The 19,335-nt window shown below is 51.7% G+C and carries 18 protein-coding genes and 5 pseudogenes; 13 read left to right on the top strand and 10 right to left on the bottom strand.

Features of this window, described 5'->3' with window-relative positions; translation table 11 throughout:
• The 7 genes and pseudogenes from CXB77_RS02740 to CXB77_RS02720 all read right to left on the bottom strand — a co-directional run.
• A pseudogene (locus tag CXB77_RS02740) lies at nt 1-300 on the bottom strand (U32 family peptidase); the annotation flags it as partial.
• Between the two features lie 28 nt (nt 301-328).
• Nucleotides 329-556, bottom strand: a complete 228-nt coding sequence (locus CXB77_RS20930; protein WP_242445381.1) for a PDZ domain-containing protein — start codon at nt 554-556, stop codon at nt 329-331.
• A gap of 70 nt (nt 557-626) precedes the next feature.
• On the bottom strand, nt 627-794 hold the full coding sequence (locus CXB77_RS22800) for a ChaN family lipoprotein (RefSeq protein WP_277949335.1): 168 nt from the start codon (nt 792-794) through the stop codon (nt 627-629).
• 4 nt (nt 795-798) lie between these two features.
• Nucleotides 799-1,434: a ChaN family lipoprotein gene (locus tag CXB77_RS20925; protein ID WP_277949334.1), complete on the bottom strand. Its 636-nt coding sequence runs from the start codon at nt 1,432-1,434 to the stop codon at nt 799-801.
• A gap of 230 nt (nt 1,435-1,664) precedes the next feature.
• Nucleotides 1,665-1,913: a light-harvesting antenna LH1, alpha subunit gene (gene pufA, locus CXB77_RS02730; RefSeq protein WP_105072617.1), complete on the bottom strand. Its 249-nt coding sequence runs from the start codon at nt 1,911-1,913 to the stop codon at nt 1,665-1,667.
• A 30-nt stretch (nt 1,914-1,943) separates the two neighbouring features.
• Nucleotides 1,944-2,089 (bottom strand): annotated as a pseudogene (locus CXB77_RS23480) (light-harvesting protein).
• A gap of 204 nt (nt 2,090-2,293) precedes the next feature.
• Nucleotides 2,294-2,698 (bottom strand): hypothetical protein, encoded by a 405-nt coding sequence (locus CXB77_RS02720; protein WP_242445357.1) that lies wholly within the window; start codon nt 2,696-2,698, stop codon nt 2,294-2,296.
• Nucleotides 2,699-2,935: 237 nt separating this feature from the next.
• Between CXB77_RS02720 and CXB77_RS02715 the strand changes: the two genes are divergently transcribed.
• The 11 genes and pseudogenes from CXB77_RS02715 (at nt 2,936) to CXB77_RS02675 (ending at nt 9,973) form a co-directional block, all read left to right on the top strand.
• The gene (locus tag CXB77_RS02715) at nt 2,936-4,408 is read left to right on the top strand and encodes a phytoene desaturase family protein (RefSeq protein WP_347338035.1); all 1,473 of its coding nucleotides are present in this window, start codon (nt 2,936-2,938) and stop codon (nt 4,406-4,408) included.
• 29 nt (nt 4,409-4,437) lie between these two features.
• Nucleotides 4,438-4,977, top strand: coding sequence for a hypothetical protein (locus CXB77_RS20920; protein ID WP_242445380.1), 540 nt, complete (start codon nt 4,438-4,440; stop codon nt 4,975-4,977).
• Nucleotides 4,931-5,395: a hypothetical protein gene (locus CXB77_RS20915; protein ID WP_242445379.1), complete on the top strand. Its 465-nt coding sequence runs from the start codon at nt 4,931-4,933 to the stop codon at nt 5,393-5,395. Before CXB77_RS20920 ends, CXB77_RS20915 begins: the two co-directional genes overlap by 47 nt.
• Nucleotides 5,396-5,473: 78 nt before the next feature.
• The gene (locus tag CXB77_RS22795) at nt 5,474-5,596 is read left to right on the top strand and encodes a hypothetical protein (protein WP_277949333.1); all 123 of its coding nucleotides are present in this window, start codon (nt 5,474-5,476) and stop codon (nt 5,594-5,596) included.
• On the top strand, nt 5,593-5,784 hold the full coding sequence (locus CXB77_RS02705) for a hypothetical protein (protein ID WP_105072706.1): 192 nt from the start codon (nt 5,593-5,595) through the stop codon (nt 5,782-5,784). Before CXB77_RS22795 ends, CXB77_RS02705 begins: the two co-directional genes overlap by 4 nt.
• A gap of 102 nt (nt 5,785-5,886) precedes the next feature.
• Nucleotides 5,887-6,096, top strand: coding sequence for a hypothetical protein (locus tag CXB77_RS02700; protein ID WP_105072705.1), 210 nt, complete (start codon nt 5,887-5,889; stop codon nt 6,094-6,096).
• 312 nt (nt 6,097-6,408) lie between these two features.
• Nucleotides 6,409-7,089 carry a chlorophyll synthesis pathway protein BchC gene (gene bchC, locus CXB77_RS02695; RefSeq protein WP_347338034.1) on the top strand — a complete coding sequence of 227 codons (681 nt, stop codon included), beginning with the start codon at nt 6,409-6,411 and terminating at the stop codon, nt 7,087-7,089.
• Nucleotides 7,086-8,032: pseudogene (locus tag CXB77_RS02690) on the top strand (chlorophyllide a reductase iron protein subunit X). Before bchC ends, CXB77_RS02690 begins: the two are co-directional and overlap by 4 nt.
• Nucleotides 8,025-9,365 (top strand): annotated as a pseudogene (bchY, locus tag CXB77_RS02685) (chlorophyllide a reductase subunit Y). Before CXB77_RS02690 ends, bchY begins: the two co-directional pseudogenes overlap by 8 nt.
• Nucleotides 9,366-9,413: 48 nt before the next feature.
• Nucleotides 9,414-9,644: a hypothetical protein gene (locus CXB77_RS02680; protein WP_172452496.1), complete on the top strand. Its 231-nt coding sequence runs from the start codon at nt 9,414-9,416 to the stop codon at nt 9,642-9,644.
• 5 nt (nt 9,645-9,649) lie between these two features.
• Complete coding sequence (locus tag CXB77_RS02675; RefSeq protein ID WP_105072703.1) at nt 9,650-9,973, top strand: type II toxin-antitoxin system RelE/ParE family toxin; 324 nt, start codon at nt 9,650-9,652, stop codon at nt 9,971-9,973.
• Nucleotides 9,974-10,301: 328 nt separating this feature from the next.
• Here the strand turns inward: CXB77_RS02675 and CXB77_RS02670 are convergent, their stop codons facing one another.
• On the bottom strand, nt 10,302-11,270 hold the full coding sequence (locus tag CXB77_RS02670) for a DUF1566 domain-containing protein (protein ID WP_146108654.1): 969 nt from the start codon (nt 11,268-11,270) through the stop codon (nt 10,302-10,304).
• Nucleotides 11,271-11,580: 310 nt separating this feature from the next.
• Between CXB77_RS02670 and hrpA the strand changes: the two are divergent.
• Nucleotides 11,581-15,623: pseudogene (gene hrpA / locus CXB77_RS02665) on the top strand (ATP-dependent RNA helicase HrpA).
• A gap of 8 nt (nt 15,624-15,631) precedes the next feature.
• Here the strand turns inward: hrpA and CXB77_RS02655 are convergent.
• Nucleotides 15,632-16,507 (bottom strand): transporter, encoded by an 876-nt coding sequence (locus CXB77_RS02655; protein ID WP_105072605.1) that lies wholly within the window; start codon nt 16,505-16,507, stop codon nt 15,632-15,634.
• Nucleotides 16,508-16,601: 94 nt separating this feature from the next.
• On the opposite strand from CXB77_RS02655, the gene CXB77_RS02650 reads away from it, so the two are divergent.
• Nucleotides 16,602-18,293: a diguanylate cyclase gene (locus CXB77_RS02650; RefSeq protein WP_105072604.1), complete on the top strand. Its 1,692-nt coding sequence runs from the start codon at nt 16,602-16,604 to the stop codon at nt 18,291-18,293.
• A 3-nt stretch (nt 18,294-18,296) separates the two neighbouring features.
• On the opposite strand, the gene CXB77_RS02645 is transcribed toward CXB77_RS02650, so the two are convergent.
• Nucleotides 18,297-19,335 (bottom strand): efflux RND transporter permease subunit (locus tag CXB77_RS02645; protein WP_146108653.1); only part of this gene is annotated, 1,039 nt, incomplete at its 5' end.

Here is a 19,335-nt window from a genome sequence, read left to right as displayed (position 1 = left end):
TACCTGGATCAGCGACAATAAGTGCATCTGGTTTTAATGCAATAATTGGAGCAAGATCAGTAACGAATGTGCGTATTTTTGCGCCATGTGCATTAAATTAGTTGCTAAATAAAAGCGTTTACCCTGTGCGTGTGCTTCAGTAATTCCAATGGCGAGATTAGCGGCATTAAAGTCATTATTACGCACTCTTAAACTGTAACGCGGTAGCCCTGCATATACTGCGTCTGCGCCATAAGCAAAAGCATAACGTTGATTGCGAAGGCTTCCGGCAGGCGAAAGTAATTCAGGACGATGTAACATGATGATTAATTCAATTTAACTAAAAAAGTTAGGTGTTCACTGTTACCGACAAGTTTTTTGCGTTCAATTTCAACTGGCATATTTGATTAGGTGCATGATCGAGAAGTGCAATGCGAATGTCGGAATAGTTAGTGATGGGTGTTGTTCCAATACGAATAATACGGTCGCCAACGATTAACCCTGCTATTTTTGCACCACTTGAATCTACAAAATCCTTTACAATCATTCCGTTACCATCGGTGCTGGGATCAAGCATTACGCCAAGTAAACCTGCGGGTGGTAATTCTGCTGATTGTGGGTATAGTAAAAAATCGGCAATTGTTGTGTTAGGTGTATATGCTGTGCCATTTCAATAATACCGCAATGTTAACTGCTTTCCGTCGTAATAATCGATTTGGAATGCCTTGTCGATATTCGAGATGTCCAGCTCCAGCGAATACGATAAGTGTGCGATCAGGATAATTAATTAGTGCTTGTGCAGCTCGGTCTGCCATGCCTTCATCCCACAGTAAGTTGCACATCTAAAAAATGCTCAAAATTAATCTTTTGTGTATTCGGATGCTGATTAAAAACCGCTTCAATACGTTGTCGGTAAGAGGAATTACTGCGATCAATATCAGTGGGGATTTTTGCTTTCTCAGTTTCATTTAATCCTTCGATACCGCTAATACCTACTTTACTGGTTAATTCTACATCTAAATTAAGTGCAATCACTGGAATTCGGTGGCTGCGAGCAAAATGTAATAATGGTCGATATAGTCGGTAATCATAACGCCAACGTTCAAAATATTCAGTGCGACGTAATAATTCAGCGTCATCAATACTGCCAGCAATAAAGGCATCAAGTGCTGCTTGAAAAGGCTGTTGGAAACTTTCCATGCCAATGACAAGTGCATGTCCTCGCGCTTGTAAACCTTCAATAATTGCTAATTGATTGAGATGATCTTCATAACGATCATGCTGTTCGCCAACAAAAATAACCCGCTGATCAGTAATGCGTTCTAATAATTGATTCATTGTAGTAAGTTGCGTTGTATCTAATACAGTAACTAGCAATTCAGGCGGTGTTGCTACAACGACATTTGTAAAAATAATGATGCTGGTTGTCAAAATACGAAATAGTAAAGAAGACATGAATTGTTTTCCTAATTATTTTGATGTTGATGAATATGCTTGATGTCATGCCATGAATATCAGTATGACAAAACATATAGAAATCTACTGACTAAAAGAGTGGCTTATTGCAGAAGAAAACATGAACATCAAATCCTAATAGATTTGATTATAGATGTGTTTTTGCTAGACAAAAAAATAGGCGGATGATACGCAAGGTATCACCGCCTATCGACGCGAAAGACTGGTTTTTACTGAGCTTGGGTTGCAGCAACTGGAGCAACAACAGCAGCAGGCGCAGCGACGCGTACGGAATCTTTGAAGCCGTAGCCTGGCAGAGCCAGTGCATAGCTGTGAATCATCCACATCTGAACAAACAGAATACCGAAGAAAGGCACCATCCAAGTTGCTGGATTGATAACGGTCCAAATCTTCCAATCTTCTTCAGGATGGTTAGGAGCGGCAACAGATGGATCGGCAAACATGACAGGTACTTGCATTGGAAATCTCCTCAGAAAAGTAAATAGTTCTTAGAACCAGGGTTGATAGACCCAAGTGACGACGTGAACTGCGCACGCGATCATCACCCAGCTCCAAGTGCCATGCTTCCAATGCTCATGAATTCTTTTGCTTGTGCATCGGTCAAACCAGACAGGTTCTTTGCTGCTTCTGCCATCGACTTATCCTCATTTTGGCTGTAAGTGACGCACACCTAAATGATGTGCAACTAGGCTTGCCGTCAGGCTGCGAACCCTGTTATTAAGTCCAGAATCGAAGCCATCAGCAGCGCATGGGTGTTAGTCTAACCTGACATTCAGTTGCGTCAAGTTTTATTTACACTTCTCCGATAGCGATGATTGCACACGAAAATCTTCCGCGATCACCACAAATCGAACCATTTGGCAATGCCAATAAACGCTAAAAACACTAAAAATGCCGTGCCAGACACTCGACCGAAAAAGAAGATATTGCTGTACATCGCCTTCCACACTTCGCCAATGCTCTGCTCCTGCATAAACTCTTGGGAAGTCGCCGCCGTCGCTGTTGTCGCGCTAACACTGCTGCCGCCGCTTTCCACACGCGGATCAGCCGGAATCAAGCCATAAGGATCAGCGCGGCTCACTTTGAAAAACTGAATGTCTGAATCCGCGCCGCCTTTCTCAATCACCACAAACTCGGCACCCACCGCCAGCGCCTTATCAGTGGCGTACATCATGGCGAAATCGTCCAAACTTTCTGCCGCGCCGAGATAATCCCAAGTCGCTGATTTCTCAGGCCACATCATTCTTGCTGCGTAATTCAACGATGATTCCTCAATTAGATAGTGTAATGAACGATGAATGAGCGACCGCCGCCTGACTGTGCAAAATCGCCCCCTGTCAGGTAGACTCAACCGCCCAGATGTCTAGTGAACTAGACACTCATTTGAACCTAATCACAGCTCATCTTGCAAGGCGCGATCTCGCAAGCATCCAGTCAAATTTTCCCTTTAATTTCACGGTTGAACAGACAAGGCAGACACATGCGGAATAAACGAATCCTCGTGATCGGCGCGGGCATGGGCGGCTTGAGCGCGGCACTCAAACTGGCAGTCAACGGTTGCGAAGTCACCGTCATCGAACGTGGTGCGCGTCCCGGCGGCAAACTCCGCGAGCAACATCGCGGCGACCAAAGTTTCTACACCGGCCCGACGGTGCTCACGATGCCTTGGATATTTGAGGAAATGTTCGCCGAGGCTGGCGCTTCATTAAAAGAGCGCGTCACGCTGCATAAAGCGGAAATCCTCGCCCGTCATGCGTGGAGCCAGAACGAACGCCTCGATTTATTTGCCGATCAACAACGCTCTGCAGACGCCATCGCCACCTTTGCTGGCGCAGCGGAAGCCGATGGTTATTTGCGTTTTGTGCAACACGCCAAGCGCGTATTTAATGCCCTCGAAGTTCCATTTATTCGTTCCTCGCAACCAACGCCGCTCTCCATTTTTGGACGCTTCGGAATGAGTGGCATGAGTGAATTGGCGCGAATTAAAGCCGTATTCACATTATGGCAAGCACTCGGCGGTTATTTCAAAGATCAACGGCTGCGTCAATTGTTCGGGCGCTATTCGACTTATGTCGGCGCGTCACCCTATCACGCACCAGCAACATTGATGTTAATTGCGGATGTCGAAAGTCGCGGCGTTTACGCCGTTGAGGGCGGCATTCACGGTTTGCCGGAAGCAGTGGCAAAGCTGGCTGAAGAGAAAGGCGTGACGCTGCGCTACGGCGAAAAAGTCACAGAAATCATCATTGAAGGCGGACGCGCAGCTGGCGCAGTGCTAGAAAATGGCGAGCGATTGTCTGCCGATGCCGTCATTTACAACGGCGATGCCTCGGCACTGGGCGCAGGTTTATTGGGCGCACGAGCGAAAAAAGCCGCCCCACAAATTACTCCCGATAAACGCTCTCATTCCGTCGTGACTTGGAACTTATTGGCAAAACCTGTGGGTTTTCCAATGCAATATCACAACGTCTTTTTCCCGCGTGATTACGCCGAAGAATTCAAATCCGTATTTGAAGATTTGCGTTTACCAGTTGATCCAACCGTCTACATCTGCGCTCAAGATCGCGGCAATCCTGCTGCCCCTGCGCCGACTGAAGCGGAGCGGTTATTAGTTATGGTCAATGCACCAGCGCGTGGTGACAGTCAAGTCATTCCCGAAGATGAGATTCGGCGCTGTGAAGAACGGGTAATGAAGTTATTGGCGCATTGCGGATTAACTTTTGCCGACAACCAAGAAATTGCCGTGACCACGCCGGTTCATTTTGAACAAACTTATCCCGCATCTGGTGGCGCAGTATTCGGGCGCGTCACCACGGTTTATTCGGTTCTTTTGACCGTCCTGGCAATGAATCAAAAATTGCTGGGTTATATCTTGCCGGCGGCAGCGTCCATCCCGGTCCCGGTATTCCAATGGCGTCGATTTCTGGGCGAATTGCCGCCGAAGCAGTATTAGCGCAATTGAATTGAATCAGGAGTTGAATAATGGCTGTTGCAGAATCAAATCGCCCCGCCAGTCCAGACTTCAATTTAACGGTGCCGCCGCGTGGTTATGCGTGGTGGTATGTCGATGCGTTGAGTGATGACGGGCAACACGGATTAACGTTAATTGCGTTTATTGGCAGCGTGTTTTCGCCGTATTATTTCAAAGGACGGCGCAAAGGACGCAATGATCCGCGTGATCATTGTTCAATGAATGTCTGTTTATACGGTGAAAAACGGCGCTGGACAATGACAGAACGCCACGCCAACGCTGTGAATCAAACCGAAACCAATTTAACTATTGGGCCGAGTGCGATTCAATGGAATAGCGACGACACATTAACGCTGCAACTCAATGAAATTGGCACCCCAATTCCGCAGCGAGTGCGCGGCACGATTTATTTAACGCCCAATTTCATTAACGAGCGGATATTCACTTTGGATCGCAATGAACGCCATCGTTGGCGACCGATTGCACCGAGTGCGCGAGTGACAGTTGAATTGGAACATCCCAATATCAAATGGACGGGACACCTATTTTGATCGCAATTGGGGCGATGAACCCTTAGAAGATGCGTTTGTGTATTGGGATTGGTCACGCGCAGAAATGGGCGACAATGAAAGCGCAATTTTATATCACGTTGATCGCCGTAATGATAAACCGCTGGCGCTGGCGCTGCATTTCAATGCCGATGGTTCAATCAATGAATTTGCGCCACCGCCAGATCATCGCTTGCCGCGTACACCAATTTGGCAAATGCCACGCAGCAGTCAATCAGATGCAGGTACACCGCCGAGCGTGGTGAAAACATTAGAAGACACACCGTTTTATTCGCGCTCGGTCATCAATGCGCATTTATTAGGGCGTACCGTTGAAGCCGTACACGAAAGCCTGTCATTAGATCGGTTTCGTTCGGGATGGGTGCAGCATTTATTGCCATATCGGATGCCACGCTGGTAATAACGAGGCGCGGAACCTGACTGTTATCAATGGTTCCGCGCTTAAAAAAAAGATGTGTTTTTAATGAGGTAATGATCAATGGCTATTTCTCTCGAAAAGAAGTTAGAAGAAGCAACGGTTGCTAAAAAACGCTATCAATCGCTCTTTGTCACCGTATCAATTTTATTCATCGCAGTGTTGGTTATTTGTTCAACAGCATGATTTTAGATTATGCCGTATTAGAAAATGTCAGCATTACTCGTGATGACGATACCAATCAAGTGTCATTTGCATACGATGTTGTCGAGCCGGGCAGAATTGATTTTAATTATGCAAACGCCATTCTCACTGATCGCAAAGATGCGGGAACAGATGAAACTTTACTTGGAGTTGGGACGCAGAAGGATTAACAGAAATTTCTATCAGAAGTCGAAAATCTGTTTTGCCACATTGGGATAAAGAAATTTTGATTTTTAGCGATTGTTTCTGAAATTCAATAGACGTTGCATCGTATGCTCGAAAAAAACGTTCATTCACCTGTTGAATTGTTGCCTACCACTGAATGCGAGAACCCGCAATCACTTGATGATTCGTGGTGGGGCAAAAAAGCTCAATTGGCACTTGAAAGTGGTTTTGTTGGAGCTGATGAAACTATGCGGCGCATTCAAAAGCGGTTGGATTTAGAGTACTGCGCAGCCGATAAAATTGAGTTTTTAATGTAATAAACTATTCCCTTTTATCCCTCACTTTCGAGCCACACCGTGACCCCGACATTCCCACTCTCGAAGCTCTCGCGTCGTCCTCGAACAACCCGAACACCTGTCACTGCAACGCCTCGCGCTGACGCCACCGGAACCCACCGATGTCATCGTGGACATCGAATGGAGCGGCATCAGCACTGGCACCGAGCGCCTGCTGTGGTCGGGGCAAATGCCCGAATTCCCCGGCATGGGCTATCCGCTGGTGCCCGGCTATGAATCAGTCGGGCGCGTCATTTTGCGGGCGCAGAATCTGGTCTCAGCGTCGGGCAGCGCGTGTTTGTGCCGGGAGCGCGGTGTTATGGCGACGTGCGCGGCTTATTCGGCGGCGCATCGCGCATCGTCGCGCCAGCCAGCCGCCTGTTGCCGGTCGCAGAAAATTTCGGTGAGCAAGCCGTGTTGTTGACGCTGGCAGCCACTGCTTATCACGCAATCGCTGGCGCAACGGTGGAATTGATCGTCGGGCATGGCGTGCTCGGACGGCTGTTGGCGCGGATTGCGGCACTGGATGCAGCGACGCCGCCAGTCGTGTGGGAAACCAATCCAGCGCGGCATTCCGGCGCAGACGGTTACGGTTACAACGTCATGTCGCCGGACGACGATCCGCGCCGCGATTACCGCTGCATCTGCGACATGAGCGGTGACGCGACGATTTTAGATCGGCTGGTGGCGCGGCTGGCGCGAGGCGGCGAAATCGTGCTGGCTGGGTTTTATCACGCGCCGGTCGCCTTCACCTTCCCGCCAGCATTTATGCGCGAGGCGCGATTCCGCATCGCCGCTGAATTTCAACCCGCCGATCTCGCCGCAGTGCAGGCGCTGCTTGATTCTGGACGCTTGTCACTGGATGGCTTGATCACGCATCGCGTCGCTGCGACTGACGCTGCGAGCGCGTACCGCACCGCGTTTGGCGATCCCACCTGTTTGAAGATGATTTTGGATTGGAGAAATTTATCGTGACTGCATCCGTGACCGTTTCCGCGCCCACCGCGCCAGCACTCAAACAAACCCAGATCATCGCCATCTATGGCAAGGGCGGCATCGGCAAGAGTTTCACCCTCGCCAACCTCTCCTACATGATGGCGCAGCAGGGCAAAAAGGTGCTGCTGATTGGCTGCGATCCCAAAAGTGACACCGCGCACGCTGCTGTTTGGCGGACGCGCCTGCCCGACCATTCTCGGCGTCTCCAGCGAGAAAAAACGCGCTGGCGACAGCGTGGCGATTGGCGACATCTGTTTTAAGCGCGATGGCGTGTTTGCGATGGAGCTTGGCGGCCCCGAAGTCGGACGCGGCTGCGGCGGACGCGGCATCATTCATGGCTTTGAATTGCTGGAAGGTTTGGGTTTTCACGAGTGGGATTTTGACTACGTTTTGCTGGATTTTCTCGGCGACGTGGTTGCGGCGGCTTCGGGCTGCCGATTGCCCGCGATCTGTGCCAAAAAGTCATCATCGTCGGCTCCAACGATCTGCAATCGCTCTACGTCGCCAACAACGTCTGCTCGGCAGTCGGCTATTTCACCGGCTTGGGCGGCAGCGTCGGCGTCGCGGCATGGTCATCAATAAAGACGACGGCACGGTGAAGCGCAGGCGTTCGCGGATGCAGTCGGAATTCCGATTTTGGCGACGATTCCGGCCGACGATGACATCCGCCGTAAAAGTGCGAATTACGAAATCGTCGGACGCCCGGGCGACCGCTGGGGCGCGTTGTTTGAAGAATTAGCGGCGAATGTCGCCACCGCGCCGCCGGTGAAACCCAAACCGCTGGCGCATGAGGAATTGTGAATTATTCAAAGGCGATGCCGTTGGGCGGCATGTGATTTTAGAACCGGCGAATGCGGCGGATATGTGCGACGCAGCCGCAGTGGCGAAACCGTCTCTGGAAGTGGTGTACGACGATGTCTGAGTTGCCAACGCTTTCGACCTGCGCCAGCGGCCCGCACGATCAACCGCAAACGATGTGCCCAGCATTCGGCGCGTTGCGCGTCGGACTGCGAATGCGCCGCACCGCGATGGTGCTAGTCGGCTCCGGCTGCTGCGTGTACGGGCTGAGTTTCACCGCGCATTTTTACGGCGCACGGCGTCATTGGCTATGTGCCGTTTGATTCGGAATCGCTGGTGTCCGGTCGATTATTCGAGGATGCGCGGGACGCGGTGTTGAAACTGGCTGATCCCGACCGCTACGACACCATCATCGCCATCAATCTGTGCGTCCCGACGGCATCTGGCGTCCCGCTGCGCTTATTGCCTAAACAAATCAACGGCGTGCGGATTATCGGCATCGACGTGCCCGGCTTCGGCACGCCAACTCACGCCGAGCGAAGGATGTGCTGGCTGGCGCGATGCTGCATTACGCCCGCACTGAGGCGGAGCAAGGGCCGGTGCAAGCGCCACGCGGTGGGCGCAGCGAACGTCCGACGATCACGCTGCTCGGCGAAATGTTCCCGGCTGATCCGGTTGGGATTGGCATGATGTTGGAACCGCTGGGGCTGGCGACTGGGCCGGTGGTGCCGACCCGCGAATGGCGCGAGCTGTACGCCGCGCTCGATTGCGCAGCCGTTGCCGCGATTCATCCGCAATATGCCGCCTCTGCCCGCGAATTTGCCGCTGCCGGACGCCCAATTGTGGGATCGGCTCCGGTCGGCTGCGACGGCACGGCGGCGTGGTTAGATGCGATTGGGCAAGCCTGCGGCATCGCGCAAGATAAAGTTGATGCAGCGAAAAACAAGTTTTTACCGGCAATTGCTGGCGCATTGGCGGCAAAACCAATTAAAGGGCGCGTAATTGTTTCCGGTTATGAAGGCTCAGAATTATTAGTGGCGCGATTGTTAATTGAATCGGGCGCGACAGTGCCGTATGTCGGCACGGCTTGTCCGCGCACGGCGTGGAATGAAAGCGATTTGGAATGGTTGACTGCGCACGGCGTACCGGTGCAATTCCGCGCTTCATTGGAACAAGATTTAGCGGCAGTGAAATCATTGGAACCAGATTTAGCAATTGGCACCACGCCGGTCGTGCAAGCAGCCAAAGAATTAACGATTCCGGCGCTGTATTTCACCAATTTGATTTCAGCGCGTCCGTTAATGGGACCGGCTGGCGCGGGTTCATTAGCGCAAGTGATTAACAGCGCCTTGGCGAATAAAGAACGCTTTATTGCGATGCGTGAGTTTTTTGATGGCGTGGGAATGGGCGAAACGAGCGGAATTTGGTCGAAAGCGCCGGTGCGGGTGAATAATTAACTCATTAAACCAGTTGGCAACATTTGTTTGTGCGGTGGTGAAAAAATGATGAAACCCAACACGATCACTGAACAACTCCATGCCGAGATTGAACAAACCCCGGAGCACTATCGCCCGCTGTTGTTGCGTTTGGTGCATTCTTTTCGTGAAGGGATTGAAGAAGATGCGCCTTGGTTAAATGCAGCTGAATCTTTCCGCGAAGGCTGGAAGGATATTAAAGCGGGACAGATTTATGCAATTGAGACGCTATGGGATGATATTCACATCAAAACTGATTAACGCTGATGGCAATCTATTATTCGGCAGCATTTAAGCGCCAAGTGAAACGTTTGGTTCAGCGTTATCCAAAAATTCGTGATGATATTCAACCCACTATTCATGCACTTGAATCTGGAAAAACGCCCGGCAATCGCATTCAAGGAACTGGTTGTGTCCTATACAAGGTGCGCATTAAGAACACTTCCGCAGCGCGTGGCAAAAGCGGCGGTTATCGCATTATCTACTACTTACAAACGGCTAACGATGTGTTGTTGGTAACGATTTACTCGAAATCTGAACAGTCTGATATAACCACGAGTGAACTGTTGAGTATTATTAAAGAAGAATAAAAACTAAGAAAGAAACACGATTATGCTCACTATTGCTATCGACACAAAATCATTAACAGCGCCTTGGCGAATAAAGAACGCTTTATTGCGATGCGTGAGTTTTTGATGGCGTAGGAATGGGTGACACGAGCGGGATTTGGTCGAAAGCGCCGGTGCAGCAAGCGATTATTTAATTTGTTGATGCGCTAACAATAATGCGATCAATCTACTCACTGGCAATGAAGTACGCGCCAATTTGAATCGCCTCAATGGATCAAGCGGCTGAATTACATCAGCCGCGTTTCAATTCACTACATCACAACATTTTAATCCATTAAAAAGATCAAAATCACTGTCCGCCGCGGACGAGGCGAACGTGGCCGTTGCCGTACCGATTGTAGTAGTTGGCGCTGCCACTGCCGAAACTCACGAGCCACGCGCTGCTCGAGTTGCCGGTTGGAGAACCAGACCAACACAGCGAAATCGGCGTATGAGGAAAAGCAATTAAATCAATCATCGGGCGATTACATTCGCCTTCACACTTTTTACCAGTATCATTCCACGTTTTAGGCTGACCGCTGGAGCAATAAACCAACGTTTTTAATTCATCAATTGATGGCAGCCGCCAATCACAATATCCAGCATAACCGCCGTCGTGATTCAACGCTGCTACCGCTTCATGCGCAGCATTCCAGTTGTAACTACTTGCTGCTCCACTGCAATTCTTCCCGTCCCAAGTCTGTCCCAAGGCGCAGCGCATCCATTGCAAACTCGTGCGGATGTCTAGGACAGTTCCATCGCCAAAAGCTAAATAACGTGCAGTAATTTTTGTGGCGAGTTGACACGACTTAAAAATCAGCGTTCCGTCTGCGGATTGTAAAATCAAATCGGTGCCGTCTAAATCGACTGCATCAACAACCAACGTCCGTTCTGTAAACAGTTTTAATGTGCCGGCTTGAATCGGCAGCAATGCGGCGAGATTGATCACTTTATCCGCAGATTCGGTTTGCTTGACGACCTCGGCAACTGTCAAGCTTAATTTAGGCGTGGGATCATTAAACATGAGCGCAATCACAGCATCATCCGCCTCAACGCCAAACACTGCGCACAGGTCTTTGAATATCGCGGGATCGGTGCTGGCAGCAATGGCTTGTAATGCGCTCAATTCGGTCGTTAATTTGCGCACCGCCAGCCATTTTGCCAACAGCCCGTTATGAAAATAAGGGAGAATTTCCAGCGTGAAATGCTCGCGCAATTCGTCGATATTTTTCGCTCTGATGCCGTCAATCGGTAAATCAAACTTGATAATTTTTGGCATATTGAATGCTCCAATCAATAATGATCCAATCTGTTTAGAATCGCTAAACGCGCTGCAACAATCGCTGCCGGACGCTGCCAATGATGACTGATTGGCAACTGCGGCGCATTATGGATTCTACTGTTTTCCGATCCCAGCAGTACGGGCATCAGTGCTAACAGCAGGTTTAGCGGACTGAGCAGTATGGTAGAATTTAGGTCGTCGTAACATTCTGAGTTTATTTATAACCGTTATCATGCAATAAGCGTTTTGTGTAAGCTCAAACGAATGTTTAATTTTGAATCATCCAATAACCATTAACTACTTCAATTTGAATACGCCAATCTTCCCCACTGATACCGATCTCAATCGCTGTTTAATTCGTGATCGCCATTCGTTCCAATCGCGGCTGCGTGGTTTGCGCAAGCGCCAACGCGCCGGTCAACCCTTCGATCAAAGTTTGGCGAAACTCTGGCTAGAAATTCAGCACTCTCAGGCACTTGTCGAACGCCGCGCTGCGTTAGTGCCGCCAACGATTGAGTATCCTGAAGCCTTGCCGGTCAGCGAGCGCCGCGCCGAAGTGGCCGCGCTGATCGTGCAGCATCAAGTCATTGTTTTATGTGGCGAAACGGGTTCGGGAAAATCAACGCAGTTGCCGAAAATCTGTCTTGAGCTGGGGCGCGGGCGCACGGGGCGCATTGGGCACACGCAGCCGCGGCGGATCGCAGCGCGGACGCTGTGCAGTCGCGTGGCGCAGGAGCTGGGCGGTGAGACCGGCAATCTGGTCGGTTACAAGGTGCGATTCCATGATCGCAGTCGCCCGGAAAGCTGCATCAAATTGATGACTGACGGGATTTTATTGGCGGAAATTCAACAAGATCGGCTGCTCACCGAATACGACACGCTCATCATCGACGAGGCGCACGAGCGCAGTTTGAACATTGATTTTCTGCTCGGTTATCTGCGCGGGATTTTGCCGCGTCGTCCCGATCTCAAGGTGATTGTGACTTCGGCGACCATCGACCCGCAGCGATTTGCCCGCCATTTTGCTGATGCGCACGCGCAGCCTGCGCCGATTATTGAGATTTCAGGGCGCACTTATCCGGTTGAGGTGCGCTATCGCCCGCCGGCTGAGGATGAGAGTGCGGGCGAGCGCGATGACGCGATGCAGCAGGCGATTTCAGCGGCGGTCGGCGAGCTGGCGCTGCACGGGCGCGGCGATGTGTTGGTGTTTTTATCGGGTGAGCGCGAGATTCGGGACACGGCGGAAACGCTGCGCCAGCATCATCCGCCGTCAACTGAGATTCTGCCGCTGTTTGCGCGGCAAAGTCCGCAGGAACAAGCACGAATTTTTCAGGCGCACAGCTCGCGGCGGGTGATTTTGACCACGAATGTCGCGGAAACCTCGCTGACCGTGCCGGGCATTCATTATGTGATTGATCCGGGCTTTGCGCGGATCAGTCGCTACAGCCATCGCACGAAGGTGCAGCGGCTGCCGGTCGAACGGATCGCGCAGGCGTCGGCGAATCAGCGGCAAGGTCGCTGCGGGCGGGTGGCGGCTGGCGTGTGCATCCGCTTGTATAGCGAGGAAAATTTCCAATCTCGCGCCGCCTTCACCGAGCCAGAAATCTCCCGCACCAATCTGGCTGCCGTCATTTTGCAGATGAAATTGCTCGGCTTCGGCGCGATTGAGCATTTTCCGTTTATTGATCCGCCAGATTCCCGTTTAATTACCGATGGTTATCGGACGCTGGAGGAATTGGGTGCAGTCGATGCTGCGGGCGATTTAACGGCGCTGGGCAAACAGTTGGGACGGCTGCCGGTTGACCCGCGCATCGGGCGGATGCTGCTGGCGGCAGTCGAGCACGTTTGTTTGGACGAGATGTTGATTATTGCGGCAGCGTTGAGTGTGCAAGACCCGCGTGAGCGTCCGTTGGAAAAGCAGCAAGCCGCAGATGAAATTCACAATACTTTTCGCCACGAGCATTCGGATTTTTTCACTTTCGTAAAGCTGTGGAATTTTCTGGATCAACAGCGTCATGCGTTATCCAGAAATAAGTTTGCAAAGTTATGTCAGCGGCATTTTTTATCGGTGAATCGGGTGCAAGAATGGCGCGATGTGTATAGCCAATTGCGTGAGCAAATGTTGGAAATGGGATTTAAGTCATCGCCGTCGGTTATCGAAAAAGAACCAAAGGCACTATTTGACGCGCTTCACCGCGCCCTCCTCGCCGGTCTGCTCGGCAACATCGGATTCAAAGGCGCAGAACGCGATTATCTCGGTGCGCGGAATAGCAAATTTCAAATTCATCCGAGTTCGGGGCTGGCCGCCAAACCGCCAAAATGGGTCATCGTCGCCGAGCGCGTCGAAACCACGCGCCAATATGGGCGCATCGCCGCTGCGGTGCAGCCGGCGTGGATTGAAAGCGCCGCTCAACATCTGCTCCAGCGCAGCTATTCCGAACCGCACTGGGAAGCGAAATCTGGGCAAGTCGCCGCCTTTGAACGGGTGACGCTGTTTGGCGTCGTGTTGGTGCCCAAACGTCGCGTTAATTACGGCCCGCTCAATCCCGCTGAAGCCCGTGAGATTTTTCTGCGCTTCGCGCTGACCGAAGGCGATTTCAAAACCCGCGCTCCATTTTGGCGCCACAACCGCGAATTGATTGAATCCATCGACCAGCTCGAAGCCAAATCGCGCCGCCGTGACATCCGCGTCGATGATGAAGCGGTTTATCGGTTTTATGCCGAGCGCGTGCCGTCGGGCATTTATTCAACGCCGCAATTTGAGCAATGGCTGCGCCACGCCACGCGCACCAATCCCAAACTGCTGCATCTGCGCTTGAACGATTTGATGCGCCACGACGCCGCCGACATCACGCCGACTTCCTTTCCCGACCGCCTGCACGTTGGCGCGACGGCGCTGCCGCTGGACTATCACTTCGAGCCGGGCGCGGCGAGCGACGGCGTGACCGTGACCGTGCCGCTGCCGCTGATTAACCAGATTTCCGCAGATCGGCTCGATTGGCTGGTGCCGGGACTGTTGACCGAGCGGATCACCGCGCTGCTGCGGGGTTTGCCCAAAGTGTGGCGCAAGCAACTCGTGCCCATTCCCGACACTGCGGCACGGCTCGCCGCTCGCCTCAAACCGTCAGAACGCCCTTTGATTCAGGCGCTGGCAGAAACGCTCAAAACGATGACGGGGGTGCAGATTCCCGAAGATGCGTGGGATGTGAACGCGATTCCTGAACATCTGCGGATGAAGGTCAAACTGATTGACGAGAGCGGCACCGAGCTGGCGCTGGATGCCGATTCGCTGCGGCTCAAACGCGAATTTGGCGAGCAGGCGCAACACGGTTTTGCGCATTTGCCGAGCAGCGATTTAGAACGCGACGATTTAACCCGTTGGAATTTCGGCGATTTACCGGAAGCGGTGGATTTGACTCGCGCTGGAATCACGCTGCGCGGTTATCCGGCGCTGGTGGACGGCGGAGACAGCGTGTCCATTCGGGTGCTGGATTCGGCGGAAAATGCGGCACGAGCGCAACGCGACGGTGTACGGCGGTTATTGATGCTGCATCTCAGCGCCGAACTGCGCCAGCTCCGCAAACAACTGACCGATTTAGAACGGATGCGGCTGCTGTATGCGAAAGCGCCGCTTATTTCATCAAATCCCAACCGCCCGATCTCAAATCCCCCCAACCCCCCTTTTTCAAAGGGGGGCTTTTCAACTCCCCCCGTTGAAAAAGGAACTCCGACATCTCCCCCCTTTGGAAAAGGGGGGGCAGGGGGGATTTATCCGACGACCTGCTGGCGCTGATTTTCGATTTAACCTTCACCGAAGACCGTCCGCCGCTGCGCAGTCAAACCGAGTTTGAACAGCGTTTAACCGACTGCAAAGCGCACTTGCTGCCGACGACGACCGCAGTGTGCAAACTCATCGGCGGCATTTTGGCGAGCTATCACGCGCTGCGAAAACAGCTCGCCACCAGCACCCAAGCCAATTGGCTGCCGTCGGTGCTTGACCTTCGCGCCCAGCTTGACGGCTTGATTTTTCGCGGTTTTCTGCTGCAAATCCCCTTTGCGCAGCTCAAAAATTACCCGCGTTATCTCAAAGCGATGGAGCAGCGATTGGAGCGTCTCGCCCACGCGCCGAGCCGCGATCAGCAATGGCTGCGGGAAATGGCGGAGCTGCAAACCCGCTGGCGCGAGCGGGCAGACGCAGCGACTGCTGCCGGACGCGATGATCCGCGTTTGGAGGAAATTCATTGGTTAATCGAGGAGTTGCGGGTGGCGCTGTTTGCCCAGCAATTGGGCACACCCGCGCCGGTGTCGGTCAAACGCATTCAAGCCCGCTGGCGCGAGTTGGGATTGTAAATTGCATTTCAAAAGTATTTTGTATAACGCAAAATCAAGCGGTTATCTTCCAGCCAGCCGTTTTCCGTTTCGAGATCGCCGCCATATTGCAGCGTGATTTTTCCAAAAGAAAATTGCGCCGTGCCGGTAAGTTGATATCGATGCAGTTCGGTCTGGTCGTGCTGGCGCGTGGCGTTGAGACTGGTTTCGCCGCCGACGCTGTAGAAATAGCCAGCAGCCAGCGTGTAGCCGGGCAGCACGTCGTATTGAACGCTGACCTGCGCGGTGGTGAGCGGCGCTTTTTCCAAGGTGTCGCGGCGTTGCCCAAACTCAGCATTTTCGCCATACCAAACCGTATCCAGCGCCAGCATCCACCGCGAACGATCGGTTAACGGCGCCTGCACACCCATTTGCAATGCGCCGCGATAGCGGTTGTCACCGAGATTGAAATTGCGATCATGGTGATAGTTGCCAGTCGGCGCGAACAAATAAGCGCCAACGCCAAAATAAGTTTGGGTTTCACGATTGGCGTAAGGCCACAGCGCCAGCAAAAAAGTCGTATCACCAATACCGCTCACGCTTTCTTGATTCGACAGTGAACCAGCAGGTTGTACGCTTGACACTGGCGTCTGCGCGAAAAACAGCAGCGGCTTTCCCGCTGCATCAAACACACGCCCAACCCGCCAAAACAGATGCGAGATTTCCAATTGTGGATCACCCGGCTGCAACTGCCCGTGCACATAACGCCCCTTAAAATTGCTTTGTTGCAGAATGAATTGCGTGAAATTCATGCCAATTTTAGGCGCTCGTAAATCGCCCGGCTGCAAATCAACTGCCAACGCTGGCGCAGCAAATAAAATGGTCAGAAGTGAAACGATGCAAGCGTGGCGATAACGTATCGGCATGATGTAATCCTGTGCGGCAACCGAAGGTGATTGCGGTTGATAATGATCATAATCGGTTTAACTTCCACGCTGGTTTGTGCAAGGTGATTGTGCAATGGATATGAAAACATTGGTGGCTGTCGGCATCATGATGGCGCTGGCGAGCACCCTGAGCATGGCAACAACGTTATTGACGCGCCGCGTTTATCCCGGTTTCGGATACTGGACGTTTGGCGTCCTGTGTCGAACGCTGGGTTCGTTGTTATTCCTGTTCCGCGATCAACTTTCACTGTGGCTGACCATCATCCTCGCCAATACCCTATTGCTCGCAGACATCATACTGATCGGGCGCGGAGTGCGCGTATTCCGTGACCAGCATCACCCAAACCACTCCAGCATAGAAATAGCTGCCTTATTGTCATTTATCGCATTATTCATTTGGTTAACCATTGTCGTGCCCGACACCAAAATGCGTATTTTGCTGTGGTGTGTTTACAGCAGCGCATTCATGTCATGGGCGATATTTATTTTGCTTACACGGCGACCAGCGTGGTTTGGATCAGGCGATCAATTTCTAGCACTGGCGCTGATTTTCTTAGTGTTAGCGACATTTATCCGCATTGGCTATACCGCATTTTTTGAAGGGTTGCTCCCTGATCTTATGGTCGCATCCGGTCAAGCCGTATTTATTGTGATTAACATCGGAATGACGCTATTGATCGTTTTGGGGCAAATCATTATGAATGCGCAGCGGATTGAATACGACTATTGCTTGGTGCAGCAAGAATTGGAACGGGACATCGCCGAGCGTAAATATCTGGAAACACAATTGCGAGAGGAAACCATCCGCGATCCGTTAACCGGATTATTTAATCGCCGTTATCTTAATGAAAGTTTGCAACGTGAATTCAGCCGCTGCCAACGCAATGGCGGATCGCTGATTATCGCCATGTTGGATTTGGATCATTTCAAACGTTTTAATGATAGTTATGGTCACGATGCTGGCGATGCCGTACTGCGGGCAGTCGGCGAACTCTTGCAGCATTCGCTGCGCCGCGAAGACATCGTGTGTCGTTACGGCGGCGAGGAAATCACCATGATTCTGTCGGAAACCACGCTTGCCGTTGCGGCTGCTCGATTGGATGGAGTGCGCCACGCGCTGACCTGCCTGCGGGTGCGCCATCAGGATCAGGAGTTGCCACCAATCAGCGCCTCGATCGGGCTGGCAGCAGTGGAATCAATTGATTTAACCCCTAATACGGTGCTCGCTCGTGCTGACGTGGCGCTTTACCGTGCGAAACAAAACGGGCGCAATCGAATCGAAGTGAATGCGACTGATTTCAACATTACCGAACCGAGCAAGACTGCATTTATTCGCTTAATTTTGCGGGATTGTTTTCTCAGCGGTCATATGTTGATAGACCATCAGCACCAGCAATTGTTTGATGACGCTAATCAGCTTTTGGATTTAATCCTCAACGAACGACCGGATGCAGCAGAGGTGAACCTGCTGCTTGATAAAATGATGCGCGATTTAATACAGCATTTTCGGGATGAGGAACAAGTGCTGATAGCGATTGGTTATCCGGGTTTGGTTGAACACGCTATTTTGCATTACTCCTTGATTAATCAATCAGTGGTATTGGTGGAGCAATTTCGTGCTGGTAGTTTGGCGATTAGTTCGCTGTTAGAATTTTTAGCTCACGACGCCATCGTTAAACACATCCTAAATGAAGATCGCAAATTCTTCGGTCATCTTCAAAATTTTCCAACATCCGAAAAAATTGATAATTTTCAATGTCAATAATGTTCAACTGCGCCACCACTGCGCCACTCGAAAATGCACACTTTCATGGAATGACAGCAATGCTGGTGTAAATACCAACACCAAAATAGTGGAAAAACCCACGCCAAATGCCAATGACACTGCCATCGGAATTAAAAATTGCGCCTGCAAACTGGTCTCAAATAATAGCGGACCTAAACCAACAACGGTCGTCGCTGAAGTTAAGAGCATTGCTCGCAATCGTGACACTGCTGCTGCAATTAACGCTGCTTCCACTTCAATTCCGGTTTCGCGCAATTCGTGATACATGCTGACCAGAATGATTGCGTTATTCACTACAATTCCCGATAAGCCAAATAAACCAAATAGCGAGAGCAGCGTTAAATCCAAGCCCATGATCCAATGACCCGCAATTGCGCCAATCAATCCCAGCGGAATTGCCGTCATGACCACCAGCGGCCAGCCCCAGCTCGCAAAAACCGCTGCCAGAATTAAATAAATCAGCGCCAGCCCCAGCCACAATCCCAGTCGCATATCGCCGAGCGTTTCGCGTTGATCGGCAGCGCGACCTTCAAAGCTGTATTCAATCCCGTAATGTTTCACCAGTCTGGGCAACAACTCGCGCTCCAACGCTTCGCGCACATTATCCGGCGTACTCAGCGCACGATTGATGTCCGCTGACACTTCCACTGCCAACCGTCCGTCGGCATGGCGCAGCGCCTCAAAACCGCGTTGGCTTTCCCAGTGCGCCACCGTCGGCAGCGGTACAAAACTGCCGTCCGGCGCACGAATCAACAGTTGTTCCAGCACGTCTAAACGGGTGCGTTCAGCTCGCGGCAGCAGCACCCGCACTTCCAATTCGTCTTGTCCGACCTGCACCAGTTGCGCCAAATGCCCGTCAAACGCAGCGCGGAGTTGCCGACCCAGCGATTCGGTCGTTAATCCCAGCGCCTGTGCCGCTGGCGTCAGGCGGTAAATCAACTGCTCGCGGCCAAATGGCATGTCATCGAGCATGTCCGAGACGCCCGGCAAACTTTCCAAACTCTGCGCCAGCTCCAATGCC

This window comes from Chromatium okenii (assembly GCF_002958735.1).
Classification (GTDB): Bacteria; Pseudomonadota; Gammaproteobacteria; order Chromatiales; family Chromatiaceae; genus Chromatium; species Chromatium okenii_A.
The sequence above is the reverse complement of the archived record's forward strand: the minus strand, read 5'-3'. Positions and strand labels throughout refer to the sequence as shown.